21 protein-coding genes and 1 pseudogene are annotated in these 25,090 nt (G+C 34.8%); 10 read left to right on the top strand and 12 right to left on the bottom strand.

The window, feature by feature from the left end; genetic code table 11:
* Window positions 1–34: 34 nt before the first annotated feature.
* Window positions 35–871 (top strand): translation elongation factor Ts, encoded by an 837-nt coding sequence (gene tsf / locus H8B04_RS05795; protein WP_165291709.1) that lies wholly within the window; start codon window positions 35–37, stop codon window positions 869–871.
* A gap of 248 nt (window positions 872–1,119) precedes the next feature.
* Here tsf and H8B04_RS05790 read toward each other — a convergent pair whose 3' ends face one another.
* From H8B04_RS05790 to H8B04_RS05740, 11 genes and pseudogenes are all read right to left on the bottom strand, one after another.
* Window positions 1,120–1,647, bottom strand: coding sequence for a hypothetical protein (locus H8B04_RS05790; protein ID WP_190301733.1), 528 nt, complete (start codon window positions 1,645–1,647; stop codon window positions 1,120–1,122).
* Between the two features lie 128 nt (window positions 1,648–1,775).
* Window positions 1,776–2,786 carry a hypothetical protein gene (locus H8B04_RS05785; RefSeq protein ID WP_190301732.1) on the bottom strand — a complete coding sequence of 337 codons (1,011 nt, stop codon included), beginning with the start codon at window positions 2,784–2,786 and terminating at the stop codon, window positions 1,776–1,778.
* 6 nt (window positions 2,787–2,792) lie between these two features.
* On the bottom strand, window positions 2,793–3,107 hold the full coding sequence (locus tag H8B04_RS05780) for a hypothetical protein (protein ID WP_165291712.1): 315 nt from the start codon (window positions 3,105–3,107) through the stop codon (window positions 2,793–2,795).
* 125 nt (window positions 3,108–3,232) lie between these two features.
* Window positions 3,233–5,875, bottom strand: coding sequence for an alpha-L-rhamnosidase (locus H8B04_RS05775; RefSeq protein WP_190301731.1), 2,643 nt, complete (start codon window positions 5,873–5,875; stop codon window positions 3,233–3,235).
* 219 nt (window positions 5,876–6,094) lie between these two features.
* A pseudogene (locus H8B04_RS05770) lies at window positions 6,095–7,354 on the bottom strand (sulfatase-like hydrolase/transferase); the annotation flags it as partial.
* Window positions 7,355–7,393: 39 nt separating this feature from the next.
* Complete coding sequence (locus tag H8B04_RS05765; protein WP_165290271.1) at window positions 7,394–8,041, bottom strand: hypothetical protein; 648 nt, start codon at window positions 8,039–8,041, stop codon at window positions 7,394–7,396.
* 1 nt (window position 8,042) lies between these two features.
* Window positions 8,043–9,125, bottom strand: coding sequence for an aminotransferase class V-fold PLP-dependent enzyme (locus tag H8B04_RS05760; RefSeq protein WP_223815290.1), 1,083 nt, complete (start codon window positions 9,123–9,125; stop codon window positions 8,043–8,045).
* On the bottom strand, window positions 9,091–9,771 hold the full coding sequence (gene aat, locus H8B04_RS05755) for a leucyl/phenylalanyl-tRNA--protein transferase (RefSeq protein WP_165290270.1): 681 nt from the start codon (window positions 9,769–9,771) through the stop codon (window positions 9,091–9,093). The genes H8B04_RS05760 and aat overlap by 35 nt, the downstream gene beginning before the upstream one ends.
* Before the next feature lie 21 nt (window positions 9,772–9,792).
* Complete coding sequence (gene rbfA / locus H8B04_RS05750; RefSeq protein ID WP_165290269.1) at window positions 9,793–10,164, bottom strand: 30S ribosome-binding factor RbfA; 372 nt, start codon at window positions 10,162–10,164, stop codon at window positions 9,793–9,795.
* A gap of 315 nt (window positions 10,165–10,479) precedes the next feature.
* Window positions 10,480–11,538: an AI-2E family transporter gene (locus H8B04_RS05745; RefSeq protein WP_190301729.1), complete on the bottom strand. Its 1,059-nt coding sequence runs from the start codon at window positions 11,536–11,538 to the stop codon at window positions 10,480–10,482.
* Window position 11,539: 1 nt separating this feature from the next.
* Window positions 11,540–11,938: a hypothetical protein gene (locus H8B04_RS05740; protein ID WP_165290267.1), complete on the bottom strand. Its 399-nt coding sequence runs from the start codon at window positions 11,936–11,938 to the stop codon at window positions 11,540–11,542.
* A gap of 315 nt (window positions 11,939–12,253) precedes the next feature.
* On the opposite strand from H8B04_RS05740, the gene hemA reads away from it, so the two are divergent.
* From hemA to H8B04_RS05700, 8 genes are all read left to right on the top strand, one after another.
* Window positions 12,254–13,495: a glutamyl-tRNA reductase gene (gene hemA / locus H8B04_RS05735; RefSeq protein ID WP_165290266.1), complete on the top strand. Its 1,242-nt coding sequence runs from the start codon at window positions 12,254–12,256 to the stop codon at window positions 13,493–13,495.
* A 113-nt stretch (window positions 13,496–13,608) separates the two neighbouring features.
* Entirely contained in the window at window positions 13,609–15,198 is a 1,590-nt protein-coding gene (gene hemC, locus H8B04_RS05730) for a hydroxymethylbilane synthase (protein ID WP_190301728.1), read from the top strand.
* Window positions 15,199–15,248: 50 nt separating this feature from the next.
* Window positions 15,249–16,220, top strand: a complete 972-nt coding sequence (hemB, locus tag H8B04_RS05725) for a porphobilinogen synthase (RefSeq protein WP_190301727.1) — start codon at window positions 15,249–15,251, stop codon at window positions 16,218–16,220.
* Between the two features lie 270 nt (window positions 16,221–16,490).
* On the top strand, window positions 16,491–17,798 hold the full coding sequence (hemL, locus tag H8B04_RS05720; protein ID WP_190301726.1) for a glutamate-1-semialdehyde 2,1-aminomutase: 1,308 nt from the start codon (window positions 16,491–16,493) through the stop codon (window positions 17,796–17,798).
* A gap of 58 nt (window positions 17,799–17,856) precedes the next feature.
* Complete coding sequence (locus H8B04_RS05715; RefSeq protein ID WP_206366783.1) at window positions 17,857–18,675, top strand: hypothetical protein; 819 nt, start codon at window positions 17,857–17,859, stop codon at window positions 18,673–18,675.
* A gap of 94 nt (window positions 18,676–18,769) precedes the next feature.
* Window positions 18,770–19,189, top strand: coding sequence for a hypothetical protein (locus H8B04_RS05710; RefSeq protein WP_165290262.1), 420 nt, complete (start codon window positions 18,770–18,772; stop codon window positions 19,187–19,189).
* A gap of 387 nt (window positions 19,190–19,576) precedes the next feature.
* Complete coding sequence (locus H8B04_RS05705) at window positions 19,577–21,763, top strand: ATP-binding protein (protein ID WP_190301725.1); 2,187 nt, start codon at window positions 19,577–19,579, stop codon at window positions 21,761–21,763.
* Complete coding sequence (locus H8B04_RS05700) at window positions 21,756–22,286, top strand: biliverdin-producing heme oxygenase (protein WP_190301724.1); 531 nt, start codon at window positions 21,756–21,758, stop codon at window positions 22,284–22,286. The genes H8B04_RS05705 and H8B04_RS05700 overlap by 8 nt, the downstream gene beginning before the upstream one ends.
* 359 nt (window positions 22,287–22,645) lie before the next feature.
* Here H8B04_RS05700 and recN read toward each other — a convergent pair whose 3' ends face one another.
* Window positions 22,646–24,310, bottom strand: a complete 1,665-nt coding sequence (gene recN, locus H8B04_RS05695) for a DNA repair protein RecN (RefSeq protein ID WP_190301723.1) — start codon at window positions 24,308–24,310, stop codon at window positions 22,646–22,648.
* 119 nt (window positions 24,311–24,429) lie between these two features.
* Here recN and H8B04_RS05690 point away from each other — a divergent pair, with 119 nt between their 5' ends.
* On the top strand, window positions 24,430–25,044 hold the full coding sequence (locus H8B04_RS05690) for a SprT family zinc-dependent metalloprotease (RefSeq protein ID WP_190301722.1): 615 nt from the start codon (window positions 24,430–24,432) through the stop codon (window positions 25,042–25,044).
* Window positions 25,045–25,090 lie beyond the last annotated feature (46 nt).

Below are 25,090 nucleotides of genomic sequence, written 5' to 3'. Positions count from 1 at the left end.
ACAACATTGTAATTTTATTAAAAAAGAAAATATCATGTCAGTACAAATTTCTGCATCAGATGTAAACAAATTGCGTCAACAAACAGGCGCAGGTATGATGGATTGTAAAAAAGCTTTAGTAGAATCTAACGGAGACTTCGAAGCTGCTGTTGACTACTTACGTAAAAAAGGTGCTAAAGTAGCTGCTAGCCGTCAAGACCGTGATTCTAACGAAGGTGTTATCATCGCTAAAGCTTCAGCTGATGGTAAAACTGGTATCGTAGTAGAAGTAAACTGTGAAACTGACTTCGTAGCTAAAAACGCTGATTTCGTAGCTTTCGCTGACAAAATCGCTGAAGTAGCTTTAACTAGCACTCCTGCTTCTTTAGAAGAATTAAAAGCTTTAACAGTTGATGGTAAAGTAATTTCAGAAGCATTAATCGAGCAAACTGGTGTTATCGGTGAGAAAATCGATGTTTCTAAATACGAAATCGTAACTGGTGAGAAAGTTGTTGCTTACATTCACGGTAATTACCGTTTAGGTGTATTAGTAGGTCTTTCTGCTGCTGTAGAAGGTGCTGAAGAAGCTGGTAAAGACGTAGCAATGCAAATCGCTGCGATGAACCCAATCGCTATCGATAAAGATGGTGTTGATCAACACACTATCGAGCGTGAAATCGCTATCGCTAAAGAACAAATCATCGCTGAAGGTAAACCAGCTGAAATGGCTGAGAAAATTGCTCAAGGTAAATTGAACAAATTCTTCAAAGATACTACTTTATTGAACCAAGAGTTCGTTAAAGATTCTTCTAAAAATATCGCTCAATTCTTAGATTCAGTATCTAAAGGATTAACTGTTACTGCTTTCAAACGCGTACAATTAGGAGCATAATTTTAGTATTAAGTACTAAATTTAGATATAGAAAAGCCTTGCTTAGATGATAAGCAAGGCTTTTGTCATTTTAAGATTTGTCTACTTTCCTTTGATAAATAAACTCCATTACGAATTACGACACCAACAGTCATTTTCACATTTATAGGATATCCGAGTATTTTATATGGCTTCGTTGACTTTGTAAGTAAGATTCTTTAATCTCAACGATAAGGTCTTTATATACATCTTTTCCCCAAGAATTATACTCAACAGATCTTACTGCCATTCCTATCTATAATTACATCAAAAAATAACTTGGGAATCCCCGACTTGTGGATTGCTGTATTTCTAGTGAAATTTATGGCATCTATTACAAGACTTTGATCTACACTTGAAGATGAATATGTTTGATCCACCAAAAATTTATCTTTTGGTAAAACAATAGTAACTGTATCCAAAAAGACTGATACTGCTTGCCAAAATTTTAATGAATCTATCCGCTCACTATTATTGTTATGATACTGTATAATTTCGCTTAGATTTTCTACTAGCCTATCGTGTACTACATAATCCTTCAGTAATAAATTATCGGAAATATAAATTTCACAGTTAGGAATCTCTTTGCCTACTGGGTTTAAAACACATTTTCTAATAAGACCTACATTTGCATGAAATTCATACAAAATCATTGAACTATCTTTTGAAATTAAACGTATAAATTCATTTCCTGTTGAAAAATAAAATTGAAGATCTGAAACATGACTATCATTATTTGTAATCGATTTATTATCCATATTACATGATAATAGTAGAGGAATAAATAATACTAAAATTAATATTCTCATATTTTATAGAATTGATTAAATAGATGATGCCATCCGTAATCAGATTCCATAACAATTACATAATTACAGAGGAAACACTACCGCTTCCATTGAATTCTTGGAAATGGATCGAAAACAAGCCCGGTAAACAATTGGAATCCGCTATCCACGAAGCGATAATTGTAATTATCGTGACCATATATTCCAGAAACATATAAACCGAGATTATTGTGGAAATACACTGTCCCTGTTAAATCTGTCCGGAAAGGATTAACATATGGATGAGGTTTATGGATTAAATTGAAATTTAAAGCTACTTGATAACGATCAAAACTCCAATCTGACATTTCATCTTCATCTTTATTAAACATCTTCATAAAATCACCACCCAATTTGAAGCGATTTTTTCCATATATTTTGATGTCATTTTCTGTGTAACCTCCAATATCGGGAAGTATCCACAATATTCGATCATGAAAACGATTGTATCCAAATTGTACAGAGAAAGAAGATTTAGGCCTATTATTACCCGTCAATTCGCCCAAAGCCTGTATGTATTTGACATTTAATTCCGTAAAATTAGTGGAGAAATTCCCACTGTAACGATTAATCATAGCAGATAAGTCGGAATCCTTATTTATCTTATCATATAAGGCTTCTGCTTCCGGAGTACCATCTGCCAAATTAGGATCAAAAGCACTTCGATCCTGACCATTTGAATAATGTCCAGATTCAACAGCTAAAGCTACAAAAGCATTATTTATAGACTTCAGTCGTCGAAGTTGCTGATAAGCGATTCCAATATGGTATGAAGGCATACGCACAGGTTTGCTATTGTCATGATACATCCGTATTTGTGGCTTGAAATGAAGATATAAGACCGAAGTTTTATTCTTATCGTTTTCTAAATCTTCCTGTATAGTATTAAAGAATGCCAATCGAACTATTGGATTCGCCTCAAACAATATTTTTTCTATCTCCGGAACCATGCTCGTCTTATAGCCGACATTAGCACTCTCTCCAATTGGATAGACATCCCGAAGAACGCCTTGTGCTTTGGTATTCAAAATACTGGAGATAAACACAATTACCAAAAGTAACTTTTTCATAGCCAATTAATTTTCTTCTACAATCTCTTTAATTTTTTCAAAATCATGATCAGAAAGCCCATTTACCAGAGCTTTCGATCCTGATTTCCGATTAACAAATACAAGAAGATAATTAATGCCTTCTGACTTTAATTCTTTATCAAAATCATCTCGAAATTTATTATCACAACTTATTAAAAAAGTTCCAGCAACTTCAACATACATCATCTCGTACATAGCAAGAAAACTACGGATGTATGCAAGGTGTAGGGATGTGACATCTATTGTTGCCAAAAACAAATACTTCGTTTTGACAGCTTGGTTGGTCTGTTTTTTACTCATAACAAATAATTAGTTAGTGTGGTTAATTGTACTAGAGAAGTACAATTACCTATACACAACACAAACTATATAGAAAATTGTTTTAAGTAAAACAAAAAAAATAAATTTTAATGTAGTTTAAAAATTTATTTCAACTTTAATTTCAATTGATGCATTCCAGCTTCCAACTTAATTTCTCTTTCACCTTCTATATTATTGGGTGCATAAAAAGTTGCAGATGAATTGGCAGGAATGGTGATATCGTAAGTAATAGATTTTTTGTTTTTCCTCCAATTAGAAATAATCTTCCCATAAGGCGACTCATGAAACACTTTCGAATGTTCTAATCCTTTTGGAAAAATAGGTCTCAATAAAATATGTTTAAATCCTGGTTGCGTAGGATCTGGAAGAATACCACCAATAGATTTAAAGAACCACCCTCCTATTTCACCAAACATCATGTGGTTGTCCGAAATATCTCTTTTGGCATCTAAATCCCAATTTTCTAACAAGGTAGTCGCTCCATTAACAGCCCACCATCCCCACGAAGGATAGGTATTTTGTACCGCAACTTTATAAGCGGATTCACTATAACCATTATTGTTTAAAGCGTTAAGTAATGCCTTTGCTCCTAATACCCCAACATCCAAATGGAAATTCGTTTCAACTACCTTTCTATTGAGATTAGCAGCAACTTTACTAATCATGTCATCAGGTACTACGCCCCAGTGTAATGGCACACTCAATTCTGTCTGTGTTCCAGATGCATAGACACCTGTTTGTCTATTTAAGAATTTGTCATTTATAGCCTTTTTGATCTTCTCAGATAAGGCATAATAACGTTGATAATCTTCCTCCTTATCAAATAATTTAGCTGCTTCTGCCAAAATCTTAGCATCTACATAAAAATAAACCGAAGAAGTTAGTTCTAAATTAGAAGTGGACTTTACAGGCACCCAATCACCGCGTCCAAAGGTTGTTAAGCCTTTCACACTTATTCCTTCTACATAATCTACATATCGCTTAATATTCTCATAACAATCTTGCAACAACTTACTATCCCCATAAAACTGATAAATTTCCCATGGAATAATAGCAATGGTACTGGTCCAATCCAAACCGTTAGCAGCACCGTATCCCCAACCACCTGTTGGAATAATATCAGGCAATACGCCATTTGGTTGCTGTTCATCACGGTGATCAGCTAACCATTTTTCATAAACTGTAATACCATCGTAGTTGTAAAGAGCTGTTTCTATAGCCAAATGTCCATCTCCTGTCCAACCATTCTTTTCACGCTGTGGACAATCAGTAGGATAACCCATTAAATTGGATAAATAGGCATTATTGGTGATGCGCCAAAGATCATTTATAAGCGAATAAGAAGTATTTACATTTCCTTTGGGAAGAACATCACTATGGACAAAATAAGCAGTAAGACTGGATTCATCGATTTCTATAGGCTCGCTACTGGTAACCTCAACATACCTAAAACCTTTGTAATTAAACTTGGGCATAAATTCATCTTCTTTAGTACCGCTTAGTATTAAGATGTCAGTCTGGAAAGGATCTTTTTCTTTATCACCTAAATAGTAGACATCTATATTAGAAAGGTCCAAACGACCATTTTTATCAAGACGCTCACTATGCGTTATATGAAGCTCTGTTCCTGATTTACCCTTTACTTTTATTTTGGTGACCCCAGCCATATTTTGCCCCATATCGTAGATGTATGTAAAAACATCAATTTTTCTAAAGCTTATAGGTTTATATTCTTTTACCAATCGAATAGGGGCTATTTGTTGGGCTACTATATTACCAGAAGGCACACTTCTGTACCGAACTCCTTCCCATTTCGAATCATCGAAGTCCGGCAGATCCCAACCTTTCTGTTCAAGCCGTGCGTCATAATGTTCTCCTGTATAAATACTATTAGAAATAATCGGACCAGAGGAAGTTTTCCAATCACGTTCGGTAACTAATGTTTCTATTGTACCATCTTCATATTGAATACGCAGATCCATAGCAAAAGTAGGTCTTCCACGCCAAGGTGCTTGGTGAAAATCCCAAACCGCCAAAGGTTGATGATTATACCATCCATTTCCTAATACTACCCCAACAGCATTTTTTCCAGATTGTAGATGAGCCGTAACATCATGCGTCACATACAATGTTCTTCTGTCAAATCGCGTATACATTGGATCTAAATAATGATCTCCTACACGCTTTCCATTGATTGACAGTTCATACAATCCAGCTACAGCTATATATGCCCGAGCAGATTTAATCTTTTTACTCGTTGAAAATTCCTTTCTAAAATAAGGCGCAGGTCGATGATGAATATCTTTGTGATCACTAATCCAGCTTCCCTTCCAGTTGTTCATTCCCATCATTCCTGTTTCAAATGAAGCGATTTCTGAACTGTGAGCTACTTGGTCTTTATCCCAAACTATAACTTTCCAATAGTAGTGTGTTAGAGCCTCTAATTTTTTGCCTGAATATGAAACTAATATAGCGGATTGGTTTATTTTCCCACTATCCCAATAATCAGCAATACCTTGAGTCAAAGCGCTTGAATCTATGCTAACTAATATTTGATAAGCCTTCTGAATAGCACCGTTTCTATTGTCTTGTATTTTCCACGAAAATCTCGGGTTCATAGCATCAATTCCTATTGGATTTGTAAGATGTTCGACTTTTAAATCAATTGGCTTACCATTAGTTTGAATGATACTTGCTCCAAGATTGAAGCTAACTAGAAAAAGTAGTATAGATAACAGTGTTTTCATAACCAGGTATGGATTAGCAATTAAGCCTCGGATAGAAAGATCTTCAAAAACTTAACCATCAGAAAGATAAGGATTTTTACGCATCGATATTTAATATTTTTGTATCAATATAATGTCTTTAAATCTCATACGTATAAAGTAAGAGTAAAGCATATAAAAAAGGAAGATAGCTTCTCAGCTATCTTCCACACACACACTATTAAATCGCTCAAATTAATACTACTTAATTGTTGAGCTTTTATTGTTTAAAAATTCCCATTCTGTTATATGTGAATTCTGATGTTTTTTGAGTTGTATAGCATTAAACTTTTCAATTATTTCAGGATATAATTTTGCTAAATCCCTTGTTTCTGCTCTATCATCTTTTAAATTGAATAACATCCAGGGACTATTTTTATCCTTTCGGACATTTACACGTACTCCTTTCCAATCCCCCATCCGAATAGCGACTTGACCTCCCTTTTCTGGATATTCAAAGTATATATATTCCCGCTGCTTTTGATTTTGTAGTTGATTCAATAAAGTGGGCAAAATCGATATACCATCATTCTTTTGGGTTTCAATTCCTAATATGTCAGTAAATGTTTCCATCATATCAAACTGAACGGAAATAAAATCACTAGTAGATCCTGACTTAATCATTTTGGGCCATCTTACAATAAAAGGTACTCGAATTCCTCCTTCAAACACATCCATCTTCAAGCCTCGCAAATCAGCTGCACTATTGAAATATTTGGCTTGCACACCACCATTGAATGTTGCTCCATTATCACTGGAGAATAGAATAATTGTATTCTCGTCCAATCCAAGCTCTTTCACTTTTTGCATGAGGATGCCAACCTGTTCATCAAGAAAACTAATCATCCCTGCGTAAGTAGACAATGGATATTGAGATGTATTATAGCCTGACTGTCCATAATATGGCTTTTCTCCTGGAAATTTCCCAATATACTGTTGGATGTATTTATCTGGAACCTGCAACCCTACATGAGGAATGGTATATGGTAAATAGAGAAAAAAAGGATCAGCTTGATTTTCCTCTAGAAATTTTAACGCTTTATCGGTGAATTTCGTTCCTGCATATTCATTACCTTTGAATTTTTCGAAATCTGCAACTGTTACTGTTGTAGAATCTAACTTTCTATGTACAGCAAAAGATGTATTGTTTAACGTATGCCATTTTCCATTTTCCCAAAGATGGGTCGGGAAATAATTATGTGCCTGCTTTTGATCTAAATAACCATAAGCATAATCGAAGCCTTGCAGATTTGGATTACCAGAAGTAAAATGCATACCCAAGCCCCATTTACCAATTATTCCTGTTTTGTATCCTGCAGATTTCAACATTTTTGGAATAGAATAAATGCCTTCTGGCAAGGGCATTTGTCCGCCTTCAGTTTCATCGGTAAAACCGCCCATCTCATAATTACCACGAATGTACGAATGTCCTCCATGCTTGCCCGTAAGCAACATACATCGCGCAGGAGCACATAATTATTTTGAGACGGCCTCTTGTGTTTATCTTCCCTTTGGTCGATGTGAAATAAAATGAGATTTCAATTTATCCAAACCAATATCTTCTTCTATTTTGTCAATCTCATATAACCATACTTTATCATTCAGCATCTCTACACGCTCTTTGGAGTTAATCAAATCCAAAGGTTTCACACGAAACTCTTTGCTAATCGGCTGTGTTTGTGTTTGCGCTAAACGTGTATGACGAATAATCTGTAAATGAAAGTTGGGCCACTTACCTACTGCCGAAAAATTCGCGGTATAAATTTGTGCGAAATCATGTTTCGGGACAGAATTAGCAAAAATGCCAGTAGTTTTAGAACCAGAAATTTCAGACACCGAAACTAATAATTCATATGAAGTTTCATTAATAATATAAAACTTCGCCAATCCATCCTTTTGTTCGCCAGCAACCCCAATAAAGATTCCTTTATCCACAAAAGGTAAATTTGCTTGAGCTGGCAAATCATCTAATTCATCTTCGATGGTGCGCATATTTCCATGCACCAATGTCACTTTCGTACGCAATACAGGAATTTCAAAACCAGTATCATCGGTTACACCGATTATATCATTCGCTTGCATAGATGTGATATGCCCTTCTATGGGTTCATCTATAAAACGTACTAAATCTCCTATTTTCAAATTCATCTTATTTCTCTATTTTATCAATCACTGCTATCAACTTATCTACATCCTCTTTCGTATTGTACAAATGTAATCCTATTCGAATTCCAGTTCCGCGAGGAAAACATTTAATTCCTTCTGCCATCAACAAATCATAATATTTCGGATTGATCTGCACATTAAATAACGAAGATTTGACCTTTCTGTTTTTTATTTCGGGCAAAAGTAAACTTCTTTCTTCTAATTTTTCGTAAGCGTAAGTACTAAGCTCGTGCAAATATTTTTGAATATTTTCCAACCCCAGATTTTTCAACAAACGAACTGATTGTCCTAAGGTACCATGACTCAAAGTATCTTGATGTCCAGGCTCAAAAAATGTATCCAAAATACTTTTCGAAGACCACATCTCCTCCTTAGGCCGCTCGCCTTGTTGGGATTCAGCATAGATTTTCGATTTCAAATTCTCCGAAATCATCATATAACCATTGCCAAACCCAGCCATCAACCATTTATATCCCGAACCTCCTACAGCATCAAACCCAGAATTCAAAAAATCAAAAGGTTCTGTTCCGAGATATTGAGTAGCATCTGCAATAACTAGCAAATTAGGATTTTCTTTCTTCAATTTTTGGACGAAACTCAAATCAATTTTCACCCCATTTATATATTGCACAATACTCAACAGCAATACATCTACTGCTTTCTCACGAATTGTATGTTCTATATTTTCTTCGAGATTTTCGTCCACCTTTACTTTTACATAATCCAATCCTCTGCTGATAATGGGATAATTCAATGATGGATAATCTTCATCCAAAATAGCATATCGCAAGCCCTCTGGTAAGCCATTCACCAAAGTATGCAATCCAAAGGAAAAGTTAGGTAATGCAAATAAATTAGCTAATGGACAATTGAAAAGAGTTGCAAATTCAGCTTTCGCTTCCGCAATAAATGCACCTTGCTGATCACGTAAATTACCTCGTACATCAAAGAAATCCTTTTCCCTATTTGCTCGCCAGCTATAATGAGTACGCGGCATTAATCCATTTCCTGGTGTATTAAGATAAGTAATATCAGTCGGAATATCGAAGTAGATTTTGTAATCCATGGGTATTATATTGTTGGTTTTGAAGCAAATTATAAAATATTTTGGAATCAATTAGCTTAGCCCCCATAGATTCTAAATGATCCGAATGAATTTGACAATCGACAAGATCCAAATCAAAATTCTTGCACAAATAAATCAGTGCCGCCTTAGATGCATTAGAAACTTTTGAAAACATACTTTCCCCACAAAATACTTTCCCAATTAATACGCCATATAATCCCCCCACCAATTTTCCATCTTGCCAAACTTCTATGCTATGTGCAAAACCTTTTTGATGTAGATTAATATAAGCTTTTTGCATCTCATCGACGATCCATGTCCCATCTTGGTCTTTTCTATCCGCAGAAGCACAATTATGAATAACATGTTCAAAAGCGATATCAAAAGTAATTTCAAAACTGCCTTTGTCCATTATCTTAGACATAGATTTACTTACTTTAATCTCTTGAGGATATAATACAAATCTTTCGTGTGGAGCATACCACAATATGAGCGTTTCTTCTGAATACCATGGAAAAATTCCATTTGCATAAGCATTCCGCAAACGGTCTAAGCTTAAATCACCGCCTACAGCAAGTAAGCCATCTTCTTCGGCCAAAGAGGGATCAGGAAATATTATTTGTTGCTCGTCTAGTCGAAATATCATAAGCCAAAAAAGCCAGATTGATTAATCTGGCTGTCTAGTTTCTTTACTTATCTCTTCGAATATCTTATCCATATGCTCTACATATTCGTTAGTATCATCTAAGAAGAATTCCAATTGCGGAACTATTCTCGCTTGATTCTTAATACGAGCGCCTAATTTATATCGAATTTCATTCGTTTTCGTTTTGATGGATGCTATATCATCCTTTGCAGTTTTTGTATTCAAAAAGCTTAAAAATACACGCGCTATAGCTAAATCTGGAGTCACACGAACTTTTGTTACCGTGATAAAAGCTCCTGGTGCCCAAGCTCCACCTTCACGCTGAAATAGCTCTGCTAAATCTTGCTGAATAACACCTGCAAATCGTTGTTGTCTCTTACTCTCCGTTCCCATATGAATGTCCTCATGGTTTATTTTGACAAATGTCAATACAAATATACGGATTTGTAGCTTTTAATTGCACGACAAAAAAAAAGACTTGTCGCGGGTTTGGACAAGTCTATAATTAGTCTAAAATAGTTTTATAATTGGATAGAAAATTTCTTGGTGAAGTTTTAAGACATTGCGGTCTATCATGAATTGTGTTTTTTTGGTTATTCACTCGTGAGTAAATACTCACAAAGTTTCATTCTTTCATCTCCCTTTGTGGTTACAAACATAATGAGTTAAAACGGATTACAAAAGAAAAATTTAAAAAAAAGTAAGTGCTTACTTATTTGTTTCTGATTCTAGTAAATCGATTGCATTACCTTTTCCGAATTCATTGGAATAAACTTTTATTAAAACACCTACAGAGGATAGGATTAATGGACCAAAAATCAATCCAAGCATACCAAACATATTTAACCCTAATAATACACCGAAAACAGTAATTAAAGGCGGAACATTACCTAAAGTCTTAAGTATCGTAAAACGTAGAATATTATCAATCCCTCCAACCAATAAAAAACAATACAACGTAAGTCCAATACCACTTCCAACTGTCCCCGTAGCAAATACAGTTATACATACTGGAATATAAATAGTCATAGTTCCCAACACTGGAATTATAGAAGAGACTCCTGTTAAAGTTCCCAATAGGATATAATTCTCCACACCAAAAATCCAATACCCAAACATCGCTACCAAGCCTTGGCACAACCCCAAAATTGGAATACCTATCGCATTCGATCGAACCATTAGATCTACTTCTGCCCAAATTTCATTCTTACTCGTTTCAGAAAACGGTATAGCTCGTCTTATATAATTTTCCATTTGGCGGCCGTGAACTTGCATAAAATACAGGACAAATAGCGCTACCAAAATATTAACCCCTACTTCCATTACCGAATTAAGAATACTTGGAATATATTTTGTCAATCGTTGCAAAAAATTCATTAAGGACTGATCCGACATATCGATATCTTTCAAGATAGGCTTATCCTCCATAAATACTTTTACTTGATTAAATTTCGCTATGATATCAGCTGGATTGCTTAATATATTACTGACCTGTGGAACTAGGTAATCCACTATAGCCCAAATCGGTAGAACAATAAATACAATAGAAATTAGGATATAGAGAATGCTCGCTAAAGATTTATTCCAACGACGTTTTTCAGTCAATTTGAAATAGGAATTTCGAAACAAAATATACAAAGTAACAGCACCTAAAAAGCCAGGTAAATAATACAGCAAGTTCTTAAATATCAAAATACATATAAGAAGAATAATCAAAATCAGCATAATCTGATTTATAGGTGTATTATTTATCTGTTTGTGTCTCATACTATTTTACTTCTTTTACTTTGCCAACACTCAAAACCATAATCACAGCACTTAGAATCAATACGGCCCATCCCCATTTGATATGCAAGGTCTTAGCCAAAAGACCATCTACTAATTTCATTCCGAAATAATTGTTGATCTTAAAATAAACAGCTACTAGTCCCAAAATAGTCCAAATAAAGAAGGCTATAGAAACAAAACGAAAAGCAGCAATTTTTCGCGACACGAAAAATAAAACAGCTAAGCCTAGAATACCTAAGGTAATTAAAAATAGACTTGTATCTGTCTCATACAGATTCCAATTTCCTTTGATTGGAACTTTCAAAAATGGACAAAAAATAGTCGATAAAGCTGCAGCAGCAACACCTAGTAGTGCGATTGGTTTTCTTAATATATACATAATAGTAAAGGTAAATTTCAAAATTTACTTGCCCAAATAATTAATCCTTATATTTGAACATTGTTTTCCGCTGGAAAATTATGCACCAATCTCAACCCCAAATTATGATTGTAATTACAAAATAGATTTTGATTATATGATATAGATCATTATTCAAAAAAATATATTTGTAAATATTTAATTATCAACAGTTTAAAAATTCAAAACTCATTATTTAGAGTCTTTCTAAATTAAACGGTTTGACAGATTTTTGACAGAATAACCAAGGTTTTAGCATACATTTGCATCAGTTATTTGAGCTAGAAAGTTAAAGCGTTGAAGAATTTAAAAGTAATAGCATTCACCCACAAACACGTTGACCTTAAAGATTTGGGGAATTTGGTTATCTGTAACGAAGAGTTGGATGCCAGATTGATCAATCTTAAAAATGCATTAGATATTCCTGAAATATTCTACATCGCGACGTGTAACCGTGTGGAGTTTGTATTTTATGGTGCGCACGAATTGACAGACGAATTTATCGCTGACTTCATGCAAAAAATGAATTTTTGTGTACCTGCCGAAAGACTTCAATGTTATTTAGGTCAAGTAACTCGCTATGCAGGAATGGACGCGCTTAATCATTTGTTCCGTATGTCTTGCTCTCTGGAGAGTCTAGTTGTCGGAGAAAAAGAAATTTTAGCGCAAGTGCGTCGTGCTTACGAAAAATGTCGTGAAGCTGGATTTACTGGCGACTTCCTTCGTCTGATGATGGATAGACTAGTTAAGACAGCAAAAGAAGTTTACACATACACTAACATTTCTCGCAATCCTATCTCTGTAGTTTCTTTAGCTTACCGCAAACTAAAAGAAATCAAATTAGCAGAAAACCCTAGAATTTTAGTTATCGGTTCGGGCGAAACGAATCAAAACTTCGCTAAATACCTAGAAAAGCATAAACACTCAAATTTCGTAATTTTCAATCGTACCCTTGAAAATGCTAAAAAATTAGCCGAAGAATTAAACTGTGAAGCTTATCCTTTGACTGAATTAGCAAATTACAAACAAGGTTTCGACGTGATGATTACATGTACTGGTGCTGCTGGTTCTATCATTGATAATGAATTATACCAAAGCTTGTTGAATGGCGAGACAGATAAAAAAGTGATCGTAGACTTAGCAATCCCGAATGATATCGACGCTGAAGTATTAGCAAACAATCCTATTCACTACATTGAGGTAAGTGGTTTGCAAGCTATCGCAGAGAAAAACATCCAAGAAAGATACAACGAATTAGAAAGTGCTGAAACCATCATTGATGCAAATATCAAAGAGTTTCTTCCCATCATCAAACAACGTCGTGTAGAAGTAGCTATGCGTCAGGTTCCGGATAAGATTAAAGAAATTCGTGAGATAGCAATGAATGAAGTTTTTGCGCAAGACCTTAACAATCTTGACCCACAAGCCCGTGAGGTATTAGAGAAAGTTATCAACTATATGGAAAAAAAATACATTAAAGTTCCTATGGTGATGGCTAAAGAAATTCTTGTAAAAAACACGGAATTCGAAAAGAATTAATCTCCTTCTTCTTTCCTAGACAAAAGATACTTTATTCTGACACTAAAACAGTCGGAAAGTGGTTCAATTTGGCTAAATTTGCATCGTTAATTACATAACGTAAATTAGTCTCAGTGAACAGAAAATTAATTATCGGAACTAGAGGTAGCCAACTTGCACTTTGGCAAGCCAACTTCGTAAAAGATAGATTAGCAAAAATCGGCGTAGAAGCTGATTTAAAAATTATCAAAACTCAAGGCGACATTATCCAGCACCTGCGTTTGGATAAATTGGAAGGCAAAGGTTTCTTTACCAAAGAATTGGAAGAAGAATTATTGTCTGCAAAGATTGACCTTGCTGTTCATTCCCACAAAGACTTACCGACGGTAAACCCTCCAGGACTTATCATTGCTGCAGTTTCAGAACGCGAAGATCCTTCGGAAGTAATCATCATTCACAAAGATTGTGTAGATGTAACTAAACCATTCTCTTTGAAGCACAATGCTAGCGTAGGTACATCTTCAAACAGACGTAAAGCGCAATTGCTTTCTGTACGTCCTGATTTAGAATTTTCTGATCTCCGCGGTAATTTGCAAACACGTATTCAAAAATTACGTGATGAGCAATACGACGCCATCGTATTAGCAAAAGCTGGTGTTACGCGTATTGAGATGGATTTATCAGATTTTCATCTTCAAGAAATAGCTCCTGTAGAAATCATTCCTGCTCCTGCCCAAGGTGTATTGGCGATTCAGATCCGTGAAACAGACACAGAATTATTTGATGTGTTACAACAAATAAACTGTGAATCTGTTGCAAAAACTATCGCTGTAGAACGTAAAGTTTTAAATATGTTTGATGCAGGCTGTCATGCACCACTAGGTTCTTATTGCCGAGAGCGCAATGGAAAATACGAAGCTTGGACTTCTATTGCAGAAGATAACGAAGATTTTCCAGATAGATTTTATATCCAATGGGATACGACTGAGAGCATGGCAGAAAAAATATTTGAAAAATATAAGAAAGACCGTAAACTCCCTTCTTCGGTTTTCATCTCAAGAGATTTGGATGATAATTCATACTTAGGAAAATGGTTAGCAAAACATAACATCGCTATAGATGGCCGCTCTTTGATTAAAATCTACCCTACTATCAATAAATTGGATTCTTTTATCCTAAAAAGAGCAGATTGGATTTTCTTCAATAGCAAAAATGCGATTGAACATTTCTTCAAATTGGAACCTTTGATTTTGAAGAAAACTAAAATCGGGGTTTTAGGTAGAGGTTCAGAATCAACTTTACGTAAATTTGGTCGCGTAGCAGATTTTTCGGGTGATGATTTAGGTATCAGCACAGAAGAAATCGCGAAAGAATTTGCAAAAGTGGTGGATGGACAAACTGTATTTATACCACGTGCTAAGGACTCTTTAATGAGCATCCAAAAAGCATTGACTCCAGAAACACAAGTTATCGACATGCCTATTTATGAAACGGTATTGGAAGAAAATGTGGATAAATCAAATGCTGAAGTTTTGATCTTTACTAGCCCAAGCAACGTACAGGCTTATTTTGCTGAAAATCTTGCTGAACCTGATCAACAAATTATCTGTATCGGAAATTCAACAGCTAAAGCGATCGAAGAAATGGGACTAAAATATACTCTTCCATTCTCTCCTGACGAAATGGGCTTAGCAGAAGCTATTTTTGGATTAGATTATAAATAAAAAACATTAAGCCATTTCTTACGAAGTGGCTTTTATATAAAACAAATACCATGTTACAACGTCCTAGAAGAAACAGAAAATCAGCAGTCATTCGTGACATGATTCAAGAGACGCACTTGTCGCCTTCTAACTTAATATTCCCATTATTTATCATCGATGGTGAAAACCAAAAAGAGGAAGTAAAATCAATGCCGGGCATCTTTCGCTATTCTATTGACAACTTGCTACGAGAAGTAGAAAGCTGTATGAATTTAGGATTGAAAGCATTCGATTTGTTCCCTGCTGTGGAAGAATCGTTGAAAGATAAATTCGCGACAGAAAGTTACCGTGAAGGAACTTTGTATTTACGCGCTATCGATGCCGTAAAGAAAAATTTCCCAGAAGCCTGTGTTATTACAGACGTTGCAATGGACCCATACAGTTCGGATGGTCACGATGGAATCGTTGAAAATGGTGAAATCCTAAATGATGAAACCTTAGTCGTATTGGGTAAAATGGCATTAGCACATGCGCAAAATGGTGCTGATATCATTGCTCCTTCGGATATGATGGACGGTCGTATTGGCTATTTACGTCAAGTTTTGGACGAAAACGGCTTTACGAATGTATCCTTGATGTCTTATACGGCTAAATATGCTTCTGCATACTACGGACCTTTCCGTGATGCCTTAGGTTCTGCACCTAAAAAAGGAGATAAAAAGACCTATCAAATGAATCCTGCAAATAGCAGAGAGGCTTTAATTGAAGCGCAATTGGATATGGAAGAAGGTGCAGACTTCTTAATGGTAAAACCAGGTCTTCCTTATTTGGATGTAATCAAATTATTGCACGATAACTTTGATTTGCCAATCGCCGCGTACAATGTTTCGGGAGAATACGCTATGTTAAAAGCTGCTATCGCCAATGGTTGGTTATCAGAAGCAGTTATTATGGAAACATTACTAAGTTTCAAACGTGCAGGTGCTACTTCTATCCTAACCTACCACGCGAAAGAAGTCTTGGAAAAAGGTTGGTTGAAATAAAATATTACGCTTTGTCGTCATATCGACTTTAGGAGATATCTCATCAGATTCCTCATTGCATTCTAAATGACGATTTATAACACAGGCTCAAGAAATTGTTGAGCCTGTGTTTATTTAACTGCTTAATGTCATTTCGACGAAAGGAGAAATCCAAACTAATAGATTACTCACTCCGTTTGCAAAGACAAAATGCTTTATTAAAATCCTGACCTGAGAATGAATATAATTTACGTTTAAATCTCTAACTTCGCAAGACTATTGAATTAGCACATGAAAGCACAAGATATATCTAGAGAAAAGTCAGCTGAACTTTTCGAAAAAGCAAAAAAATATTTTCCAGGAGGTGTAAATTCTCCTGTTCGCGCATTCAAATCGGTTTATGGTACACCATTATTTATCGAAAGAGGTGATAAAGCACATCTTTGGGATGCGGATGGAAATGAGTTTATAGATTTTTGTTGTTCTTGGGGGCCACTTATTTTAGGTCACAACAATCCTGAAATCCGTGAAGCTGTGCAAGCGCAATTGAGCAAGGGATTGAGTTTCGGTGCGCCTACTGCTTTGGAAAACGAATTAGCAGAATTGATTATTTCAAACAATAAATATGTGGAGAAAATCCGTTTTGTAAGTTCAGGTACAGAAGCGGTGATGTCGGCTATTCGTTTGGCTAGAGGTTATACTAAGCGTGATAAAATCGTCAAATTCGAAGGTTGTTACCACGGCCACTCGGATTCTTTATTAGTAAAAGCTGGTTCAGGATTAGTAACATTTGGTGAGACTTCTTCAGCTGGTGTCCCTAAAGCTTTTGCAGATGAAACTATCGTCATTGGTTTAAATGACAAGGCGGCTTTAGAACAAGTTTTTGTTGATTTCAAAGATCAAATTGCGGCAGTCATCATCGAGGGAGTTCCTGCAAATAACGGTTTATTAATTCAAGATAAAGAATACATTCAATTCTTACGTGATATTACCACAGCTAATGGTTCATTGTTGATTTTTGATGAAGTAATCACTGGTTTCCGTTTAGGATTCGAAGGTGCTGCTAAATATTATGATATTCAACCTGATATCTTGACGTATGGAAAAATCATCGGCGGCGGTATGCCGGTAGGTGCATATGGTGCTTCATCTGAAATTATGGGGCATATTTCTCCTGATGGTGGGGTTTATCAAGCAGGTACTCTTTCAGGAAATCCAGTGGCTATGGCTGCGGGTATTGCGGCTTTAAGTATTCTAGCGCAACCAGGATTCTACGAAAAACAAGAGCAAACCACTTTAGCTTTCGTTGAAGAAATTCGTGCTTTCATCACAGAAAAAAATCTAGAAGTAAAGATTTTTACGATTGGCTCTATATTCTGGTTTGCATTCACTTCATTAGAAAAAATTCAATCTGCAGATCAAATCGATCCAGCTTCGATGGAAAAATATAAAATCATGCACCGTGAATTGTTGAATAGAGGCATTTACTTCGGACCTTCAGGTTATGAAGTAGGTTTTATTTCGTCCGCACATACTGCTGAAGACTTACAAACAGCTATTGCTGCTATTAAAGAAGCACTTTTAGTTGCTTTCTCATAAAACTTTTTAGTGTAGTGGTTTGTTGTAATGAGTATTGATTACAATAAACCACTTCATTATGAAAAATATCGTACGTAAAAATTTATTTTTAACCGCAGCCTGCGGCTTATTTATTACTTTTTCTTGTAATTCATCCAACAATTCTAATACAACTTCTTCTCAAGACTCTCTAACATCGGTAGATTCTACTGAATCCATAGAAGTTACTCCTTTACCACATGCTAAAGAATTTCCAGGTGCAACGCTTACAATTTCTTCTCTAGCTTCCGAGAAGTTGGGTAATGATTCAGCCAAAGTAACTATTAAATACAGTGTCCAAAATTTCAATTTAACGGATCAAACCGATCACGATCACCATATGGCCAATTCTGCGGATGGCCAACATATACATTTCATTTTAGACAATAAGCCCTATGTAGCTTTATATAAGCCCGAACATATATTTAATGTTTCGATAAATTCAGAACATTATCTATTATCATTTTTGTCTCGCTCATTTCACGAATCTATCAAAACTTCAGATGCCTCAAAATTAGTGAAATTCAAAGTAAACGCAGATGGCAAAGTAGAAGAACAAGGCGTACCTTCTGAACCATCTTTATTTTATAGCAGACCAAAAGGTGAATATAAAGGTGACGATACAAAAACGGTATTGTTAGACTTCTTCTTGGTAAATACCGACCTTGCTCCAGATGCGAACAAGGTAAAAGCTACGATAAATGGTGTCGAATTTATGTTAGATAGATGGGTACCTTACCAAATCACTAATCTACCAAAAGGCGATGCTATCATAAAATTAAGTTTAGTAGATAAGGATGGGAATGCACTAACTGGTGACAATGTAACAGTAGAAAGAACAAGTAGCATATTGGAATAAATCTCGTTATAATAAAATTACAAATGCATTAAACTTTTATTGAATATCATTGTCACAATAGATAACTAAGTATTAATATATAACTACTATACACATGAAACGAGTATTACTTGCCTTAGCAATTGCTAGCGCCTCATTAGTGACATTGAGCTCTTGCACAAAAGAGTATATTACCAATTATTTGCCAGGTGTGACTTATACTACTACTGTAAAGCCAAATGATTGGGTACGGGATGGAAATACAAATATTTATTATACAGATTTAGAGTTTCCTGAACTTGATAATGCGTATTATAACTATGGTACTGTGCAGGTTCATCTGGAATTTACAGATAGCAAAGGATATTACAATGCAATTCCTGCTACGATTAAAGGTATTCACTATTCTTATGAATATAAAGTCGGTACAGTTTCTTTGTATGCAGAAGATAGATTAGGTTCAAACCTGAACGCACTTGATAAAGATATTAAAGTAAAAGTAACACTTACAGACGCCGACAACGGCGGAAACTAAAAAATAAAAAGGAATGTTTGGGACTGCCCCCAAAAAGTTAGACAAATTTATGCAATGTTCTTGATATAATGAGCTCTGTATTCTACAGGGCTCATTCCGTTTAAATTGGGAGTGTAAAATAATAACAACATACGATTAGAATACCTGTTAGCCTCGTTGCTTACAGGTATTCATCTTTTATATCTACCAGTAGCTATCCAATAGAGAATAAAAGAAAATTAAAATACTATTATTATAATTTGTTCTTGTCTATTGATTTCTTTCATTACTCCTAATAAACTATACGTTCATTAAATATATTTTCGTCCAACCCACTATTTTGTCTATGCCTATAGACTATATCCTCCAGAAAAGCTATATTTATAAAACATCTACTACTATTACCGAATGATTAAAGAGCTTAAAACGCTAAACTGTGAGGAAGAGCCAATTCATTTGTGCGGGAAAATTCAAAATTTTGGTTACCTCATTGTTTTTAATTTATCGGGCAAATGTGTGGCCGTTAGTGAGAATTGCTCGGAATGGCTTCCTTTTGATTTATCCAGTGCGTTGCATCTGGAATTGAATGATTTTCTTAAAAACATTCCATCGGATTCTCCTCTTGATTTGAATATCAAGGATTTTCAAATATTAAAACAGCAACCATTATCGACAAAGACCAAATTAAATGGTAGAAATTACCAGCTGACGCTTTACGTTCACAATGAGAAATTGTTTCTGGAGTTCGAAATGAATGAAAACATGATCATTGAACTAAATCAGTTGAATGAATTTCAGCAAAATTTCGAACGTAGCGAAAATGTATGGCAAACCTTGTGCGAAAATATCTTTAAGATTATTGATTTTGATCGCATTATGGTATATCAATTTTTGGAAGACAGCAGTGGTATTGTTATTGCCGAAAACAAAAAACTGAAAGAAGAATCTATTCTAGGCTACAGATATCCAGAGTTTGATATTCCTAAACAAGCAAGACAGTTGTATCTTAAAAATCTTTCGCGTCAAACCCCCGATATTCATGAAAAGACTATAGATATTTATGGTTTATCACCAGAACAAATAGATCTTTCTAAATCTCAAATTCGGGCTTTATCTCCTATGCACTTACAATATTTAGATAATTTTGGTGTGCGAGCTAGTGCAAGTTTTTCCATTGTCATTGACAATAAACTTTGGGGATTAGTAGCTTGCCAGAATATTGAACCAAAATATATCCCTTTTGACAAAAGAAGTCTTTGTCTTTTTGTTACTCAATATGCTGCAAATAAATATTTGGTAAAACAACAGCGTATTAAAATTCAGCAAGATCATACTATCAAAGAAATCGAATTGGAACTCAAAGAAAAATTATTCTTTAGCCAATCTTTTGAAAAAACTTTGAGTGAATTTGCGAATCGTTTTATGCAAACTATCTCTGCAACTGGTCTAATCATTAAATCTCCAGATTATACTTTACGATTTGGAGACACACCTAACGAATATTTGCTTCAAGACATACACACTGAAATAAACAAAATAGTGGGTAATGAGAATATCTTTACCAGTCATTCGTTTTCCTTATCGGCAAATAAAAATGTAGATAACAAAAACTGGACAGGCATCGCTCGCTTATGCTTTGATGAAGATAATGAATTTGCTATTTATTGGTTCAGAAAGGAAATTATAGCCGAAGAAAAATGGGCAGGGGTCCCTGAAAAACATCAAATTTTTTCGAAAGAAAAACAAGCTTATATTTACTCTCCTCGTACTTCTTTCCAATTGTGGAAAAAAGAGGTAAGTGGTCAGTCAGAAAAATGGTCAGTATTTGATAATGACTTTTTAGTAAGGATTCAAAAACTTATTCAAGAGTCTATGCTAAGAAAATTGAATGAAGTTCGACGACTAAATCAGAAGTTGATTGAGGCTAATAATGCCTTGGATACATATACACATCAGTTGGCGCACGATCTTAAAAATCCGCTGTCGACAATCAAAACTTCTGCACAATTCATGCAAACCCGACAGGATATCTCTCAAGAATTTGTAGCTAGATTTTCTAAAAATATTGCAGATGCCGCTAGTCTGATTAATGATATTATTGATAAGACCATTGAATCTACAAAAAGCTCTTTCAATATTCTGAAATATGAACTGGTGGCAACTGAAACATTTATTAATCAGCTTATTCAGCAGGCTATTCAGAGGTACAAAGTCCAGAATTTTGAAATCATCCTTGGAGATTTGCATCCAGTTTTTGGTGAAAAAACTTTACTGTATCAGCTGTTTATGAATCTAATTAACAATGCGGTTAAGTTTAGTAGTAAAAACAGCATGACAGTTTTGGAAATATATAGTATAATAGAAGATAATAAGACTGTTTATTTCATAAAAGACAACGGCATAGGCATAGAAGAGACAGAAAAAGAAAAGGTATTTAGTATTTTCAAACGCTTATCCAATGCTACTCAATTCGAAGGAAGTGGAGTGGGTATGTCGATTGTAAAAAGAATTGTCGATCGATTAAATGCCGAAATCAGCTTTGAAAGTATAATTGGATCCGGAACCGTATTTAAAATAAAATTCCCGAATGAATAATAAATTATTAAAAACAGAAACGCAGGATTTACACGATAGAATTGAGCAGGTGATGAATGCACACTTGTTATTTAGTAATCAATTTACTATCGCTCATTATAAAAATTTTATATTAAAATCATATTGCTATATCACGGGCATTATTTCTAAAGTAAGTTTGGAATGGCTTGAATTAAGCGATATTTTGTCTCAAAAGCAAGATTCATTATTGGTTGATCTTAAGCATATGAATATTGATTATACTCAATATTCACCCGTTGTAGTGAATGCTTCTGATAAACATTATAAGCTCGGATTAATTTACATTGTTTTAGGAGCGATGCTAGGTAATAAAATGATTTTGAAGAAACTACAGGAATATCCTTCATTTGATGGATTTCCTTTTGCATACCTCTCCCAACATCAAGATCAATTATCTATTATTTGGAAAAATTTTCAAGTTTTAAATAATCAATTGAGTCCTGCGCAATTACAGCAAGTGATTCAGGGAGCAAGAGATGGCTATTTGCTGTTTGGAGAATGATTAACTAGACGCTTACGTATAAATACGCATGCAACAGTTTAAAATTCCATCTTAAAAAAATTAGTACCTAACTTCTTTGTTTAATTATCACATTGTGCCAATAATTTATTTTTGGCATACCAATTGAATAATACTTGATATAGGATTAAATATTAATATAAATATCAAGATTATGAAAACTATTGAACAAAAAGCAGCAGAATTGGGTTTAGAAAAAGGATATTATTTACTTTTATTAGCTATCATAGGACAAAATGAAGAATAAGTCTATGAAAGTATATATAAAACCAATCAAAACATAAAAGCCTGCAAAACTTATTCGCAGGCTTTCTTATTTTTTCTAGCTTTTAAAAAATTTTCTAGTTATTAACTAATAGATTTTTAGCATGTGCCAATGCTGCTTCTCCTGGATTCGCTCCACTTAACATCTGCGCTATCTCCATTACTCGCTCATCTTCATTCATCAATACAATATTCGATCTCGTCTTATTTTCTTTATCTTCTTTATACACTTTGAAGTGTGAAGTTCCTTTGGAAGCAATCTGAGGTAAGTGCGTTATCGCCAACACTTGCATATTTATCGCTAAACCTTGCATCACCTCTCCCACTCTTAAAGCAACTTCCCCAGAAATACCCGTATCGATTTCATCGAAAATAATTGTAGGTAAAGCCGATTTACTAGCAACTAAAGACTTAATAGCCAACATCACACGAGATAACTCGCCACCTGATGCTACTTTATGAATAGGTTGTAAAGCTTGCCCTTTATTTGCGGAGAATAAAAACTGAACAGTATCCAATCCTTTAGAAGAGACTTTCTCCAACGGTTGAAGAGTTAAGGAAATATCCAATCGCGCATTAACCATTCCAACATGCGCCAAAGTATTTTGAACAGCGTGTTCCACCTCAGATTTTACCTTAGATCTATTCTTGTGGATATTTTTACCCACTTGCAATACTTTAGTTTCTTGCTTTTGCTTCTCAGCTTCTAATTTCGCTAAGATTTCATCATGATTCAATGCGACCTGAAGCTTCTCTTCTAATTGATTTTTAAGTTCAATTAATTCCGATTCAGAATCTACATGATGCTTTTTCAGTAAACTATAGATATCACTCAAGCGTGTATTAACTTCATCTAAACGCTGTTCGTCCAAATGCACTGCACTTTCTTGATTCGCAATTTCAGATGATACATCCTTAATTTCTATGTATGCACTGTTAAGACGATTGGCCAGTTCTTCAGCATCTGAAAAATAGCGAGAAGCTTGCTGAATTTGCTGAATACTTTCTTTTAATAAAGCTAAAGCAGTGTGTTCGCCGTCCGAAAGCAAATAATTTGAAGCCAATAAAGCTCTCTTTATTTCTTCAGCATTTTCCAATTGGCTTTGCTCTTCTTCTAACTCCTTCACTTCACCTTCACGCACATTTACTTTTTCCAATTCATCAAACAAAAACTGGTTATAATCCAATTCAGCATTCGCTGTACGAGATTCTTCTTTTAAGGATTTAAGTTTTTTATCGATTTGCCTTAGTTGCTGTAGTTCCTTACGAAACTCTTCAAGTAAAGATTCGTTTCCTGCAATAGCATCCAACACAAACAATTGAAATTCTTCGGTATTGATTTGCAAGGTTGCATGTTGCGAGTGAATGTCGATTAATCGTTCACCCAAAGTTTTTAATATCGAAAGATTGACAGGTGAATCATTCACAAAAGCTCTAGACTTGCCATCGACTGATATTTCACGGCGGATAATTGTTTCATCATCATATTCCAAATCATTTTCTTCAAAAAATCCTTTCAGATCATACGATGAAATAGAAAAATAACCTTCTATCACACATTTTTTATCTTCATTAAAAAACTGTTTTCCATCCGCTCTATTACCCAAAACCAAACCCAATGCACCCATCAGAATAGATTTACCCGCACCAGTTTCACCCGTGATAATATTCAATCCCTTATCAAAAGCGATATCCAAATTGTCAATTAAAGCGTAGTTTTTTATTAATAATCGTGATAGCATAAAGTATATGTTGATGTTATTTCTACCGAAAAACTAATTTCAAATATAGGGATAAGATTTAGGTTTGAAAACCATAAAAAATTCACTTTCTGCTATTAAAATAATATGTTTGTAACGATATGCCCGATTTCAGCAAACAATTGAGTAAGTATATTCCTGCAGAGGCTGCTCCAATTATTTCGCAATGGATTAATGATACCGCTTGCCGATTTAAAGTCACCAGGAGCCGTGCCTCTAAATTGGGTGATTACCGTGCGCCTTTTCGAGGAAGTCCACACCAAATTACGGTGAATCACGACTTAAATCCGTATGCTTTTTTAATGACTACAGTTCACGAGTTTGCCCATCTTAAAACATATCAGGATTTCAAAAATCTGGTAAAACCGCACGGCGAAGAATGGAAAAACAACTTTAAAAGCTTAATCCAGCCATTTTTGAAATTAAACATCTTCCCTTCCGATATCGTGATTGCTATTAACAATTACATGAATAATCCTGCCGCATCCTCCTGCACGGATTTGAATTTATATCGTGTTTTGAAAAAATACGACACCAAAATCTCGGAAGTAACACATGTAGAAGAATTGCCAGAACAGGCAGTTTTTCAACTAAAAAACGGAAGAACTTTTCAAAAAATGGAAAAACTTCGCAAAAGATATAAGTGTTTGGAGATTTCAACGCAAAAAATCTATTTATTTCATCCTGTAGCAGAAGTTATTCCTGTCAAAGATTAGATACAACATACTTTCTTACACTTTTAATTGTAATTTTATCCGTACA

The sequence above is a fragment of the Sphingobacterium litopenaei genome (assembly GCF_014692495.1).
GTDB lineage: Bacteria > Bacteroidota > Bacteroidia > Sphingobacteriales > Sphingobacteriaceae > Sphingobacterium > Sphingobacterium litopenaei.
This window is presented reverse-complemented; position numbering and strand designations above follow the sequence as displayed.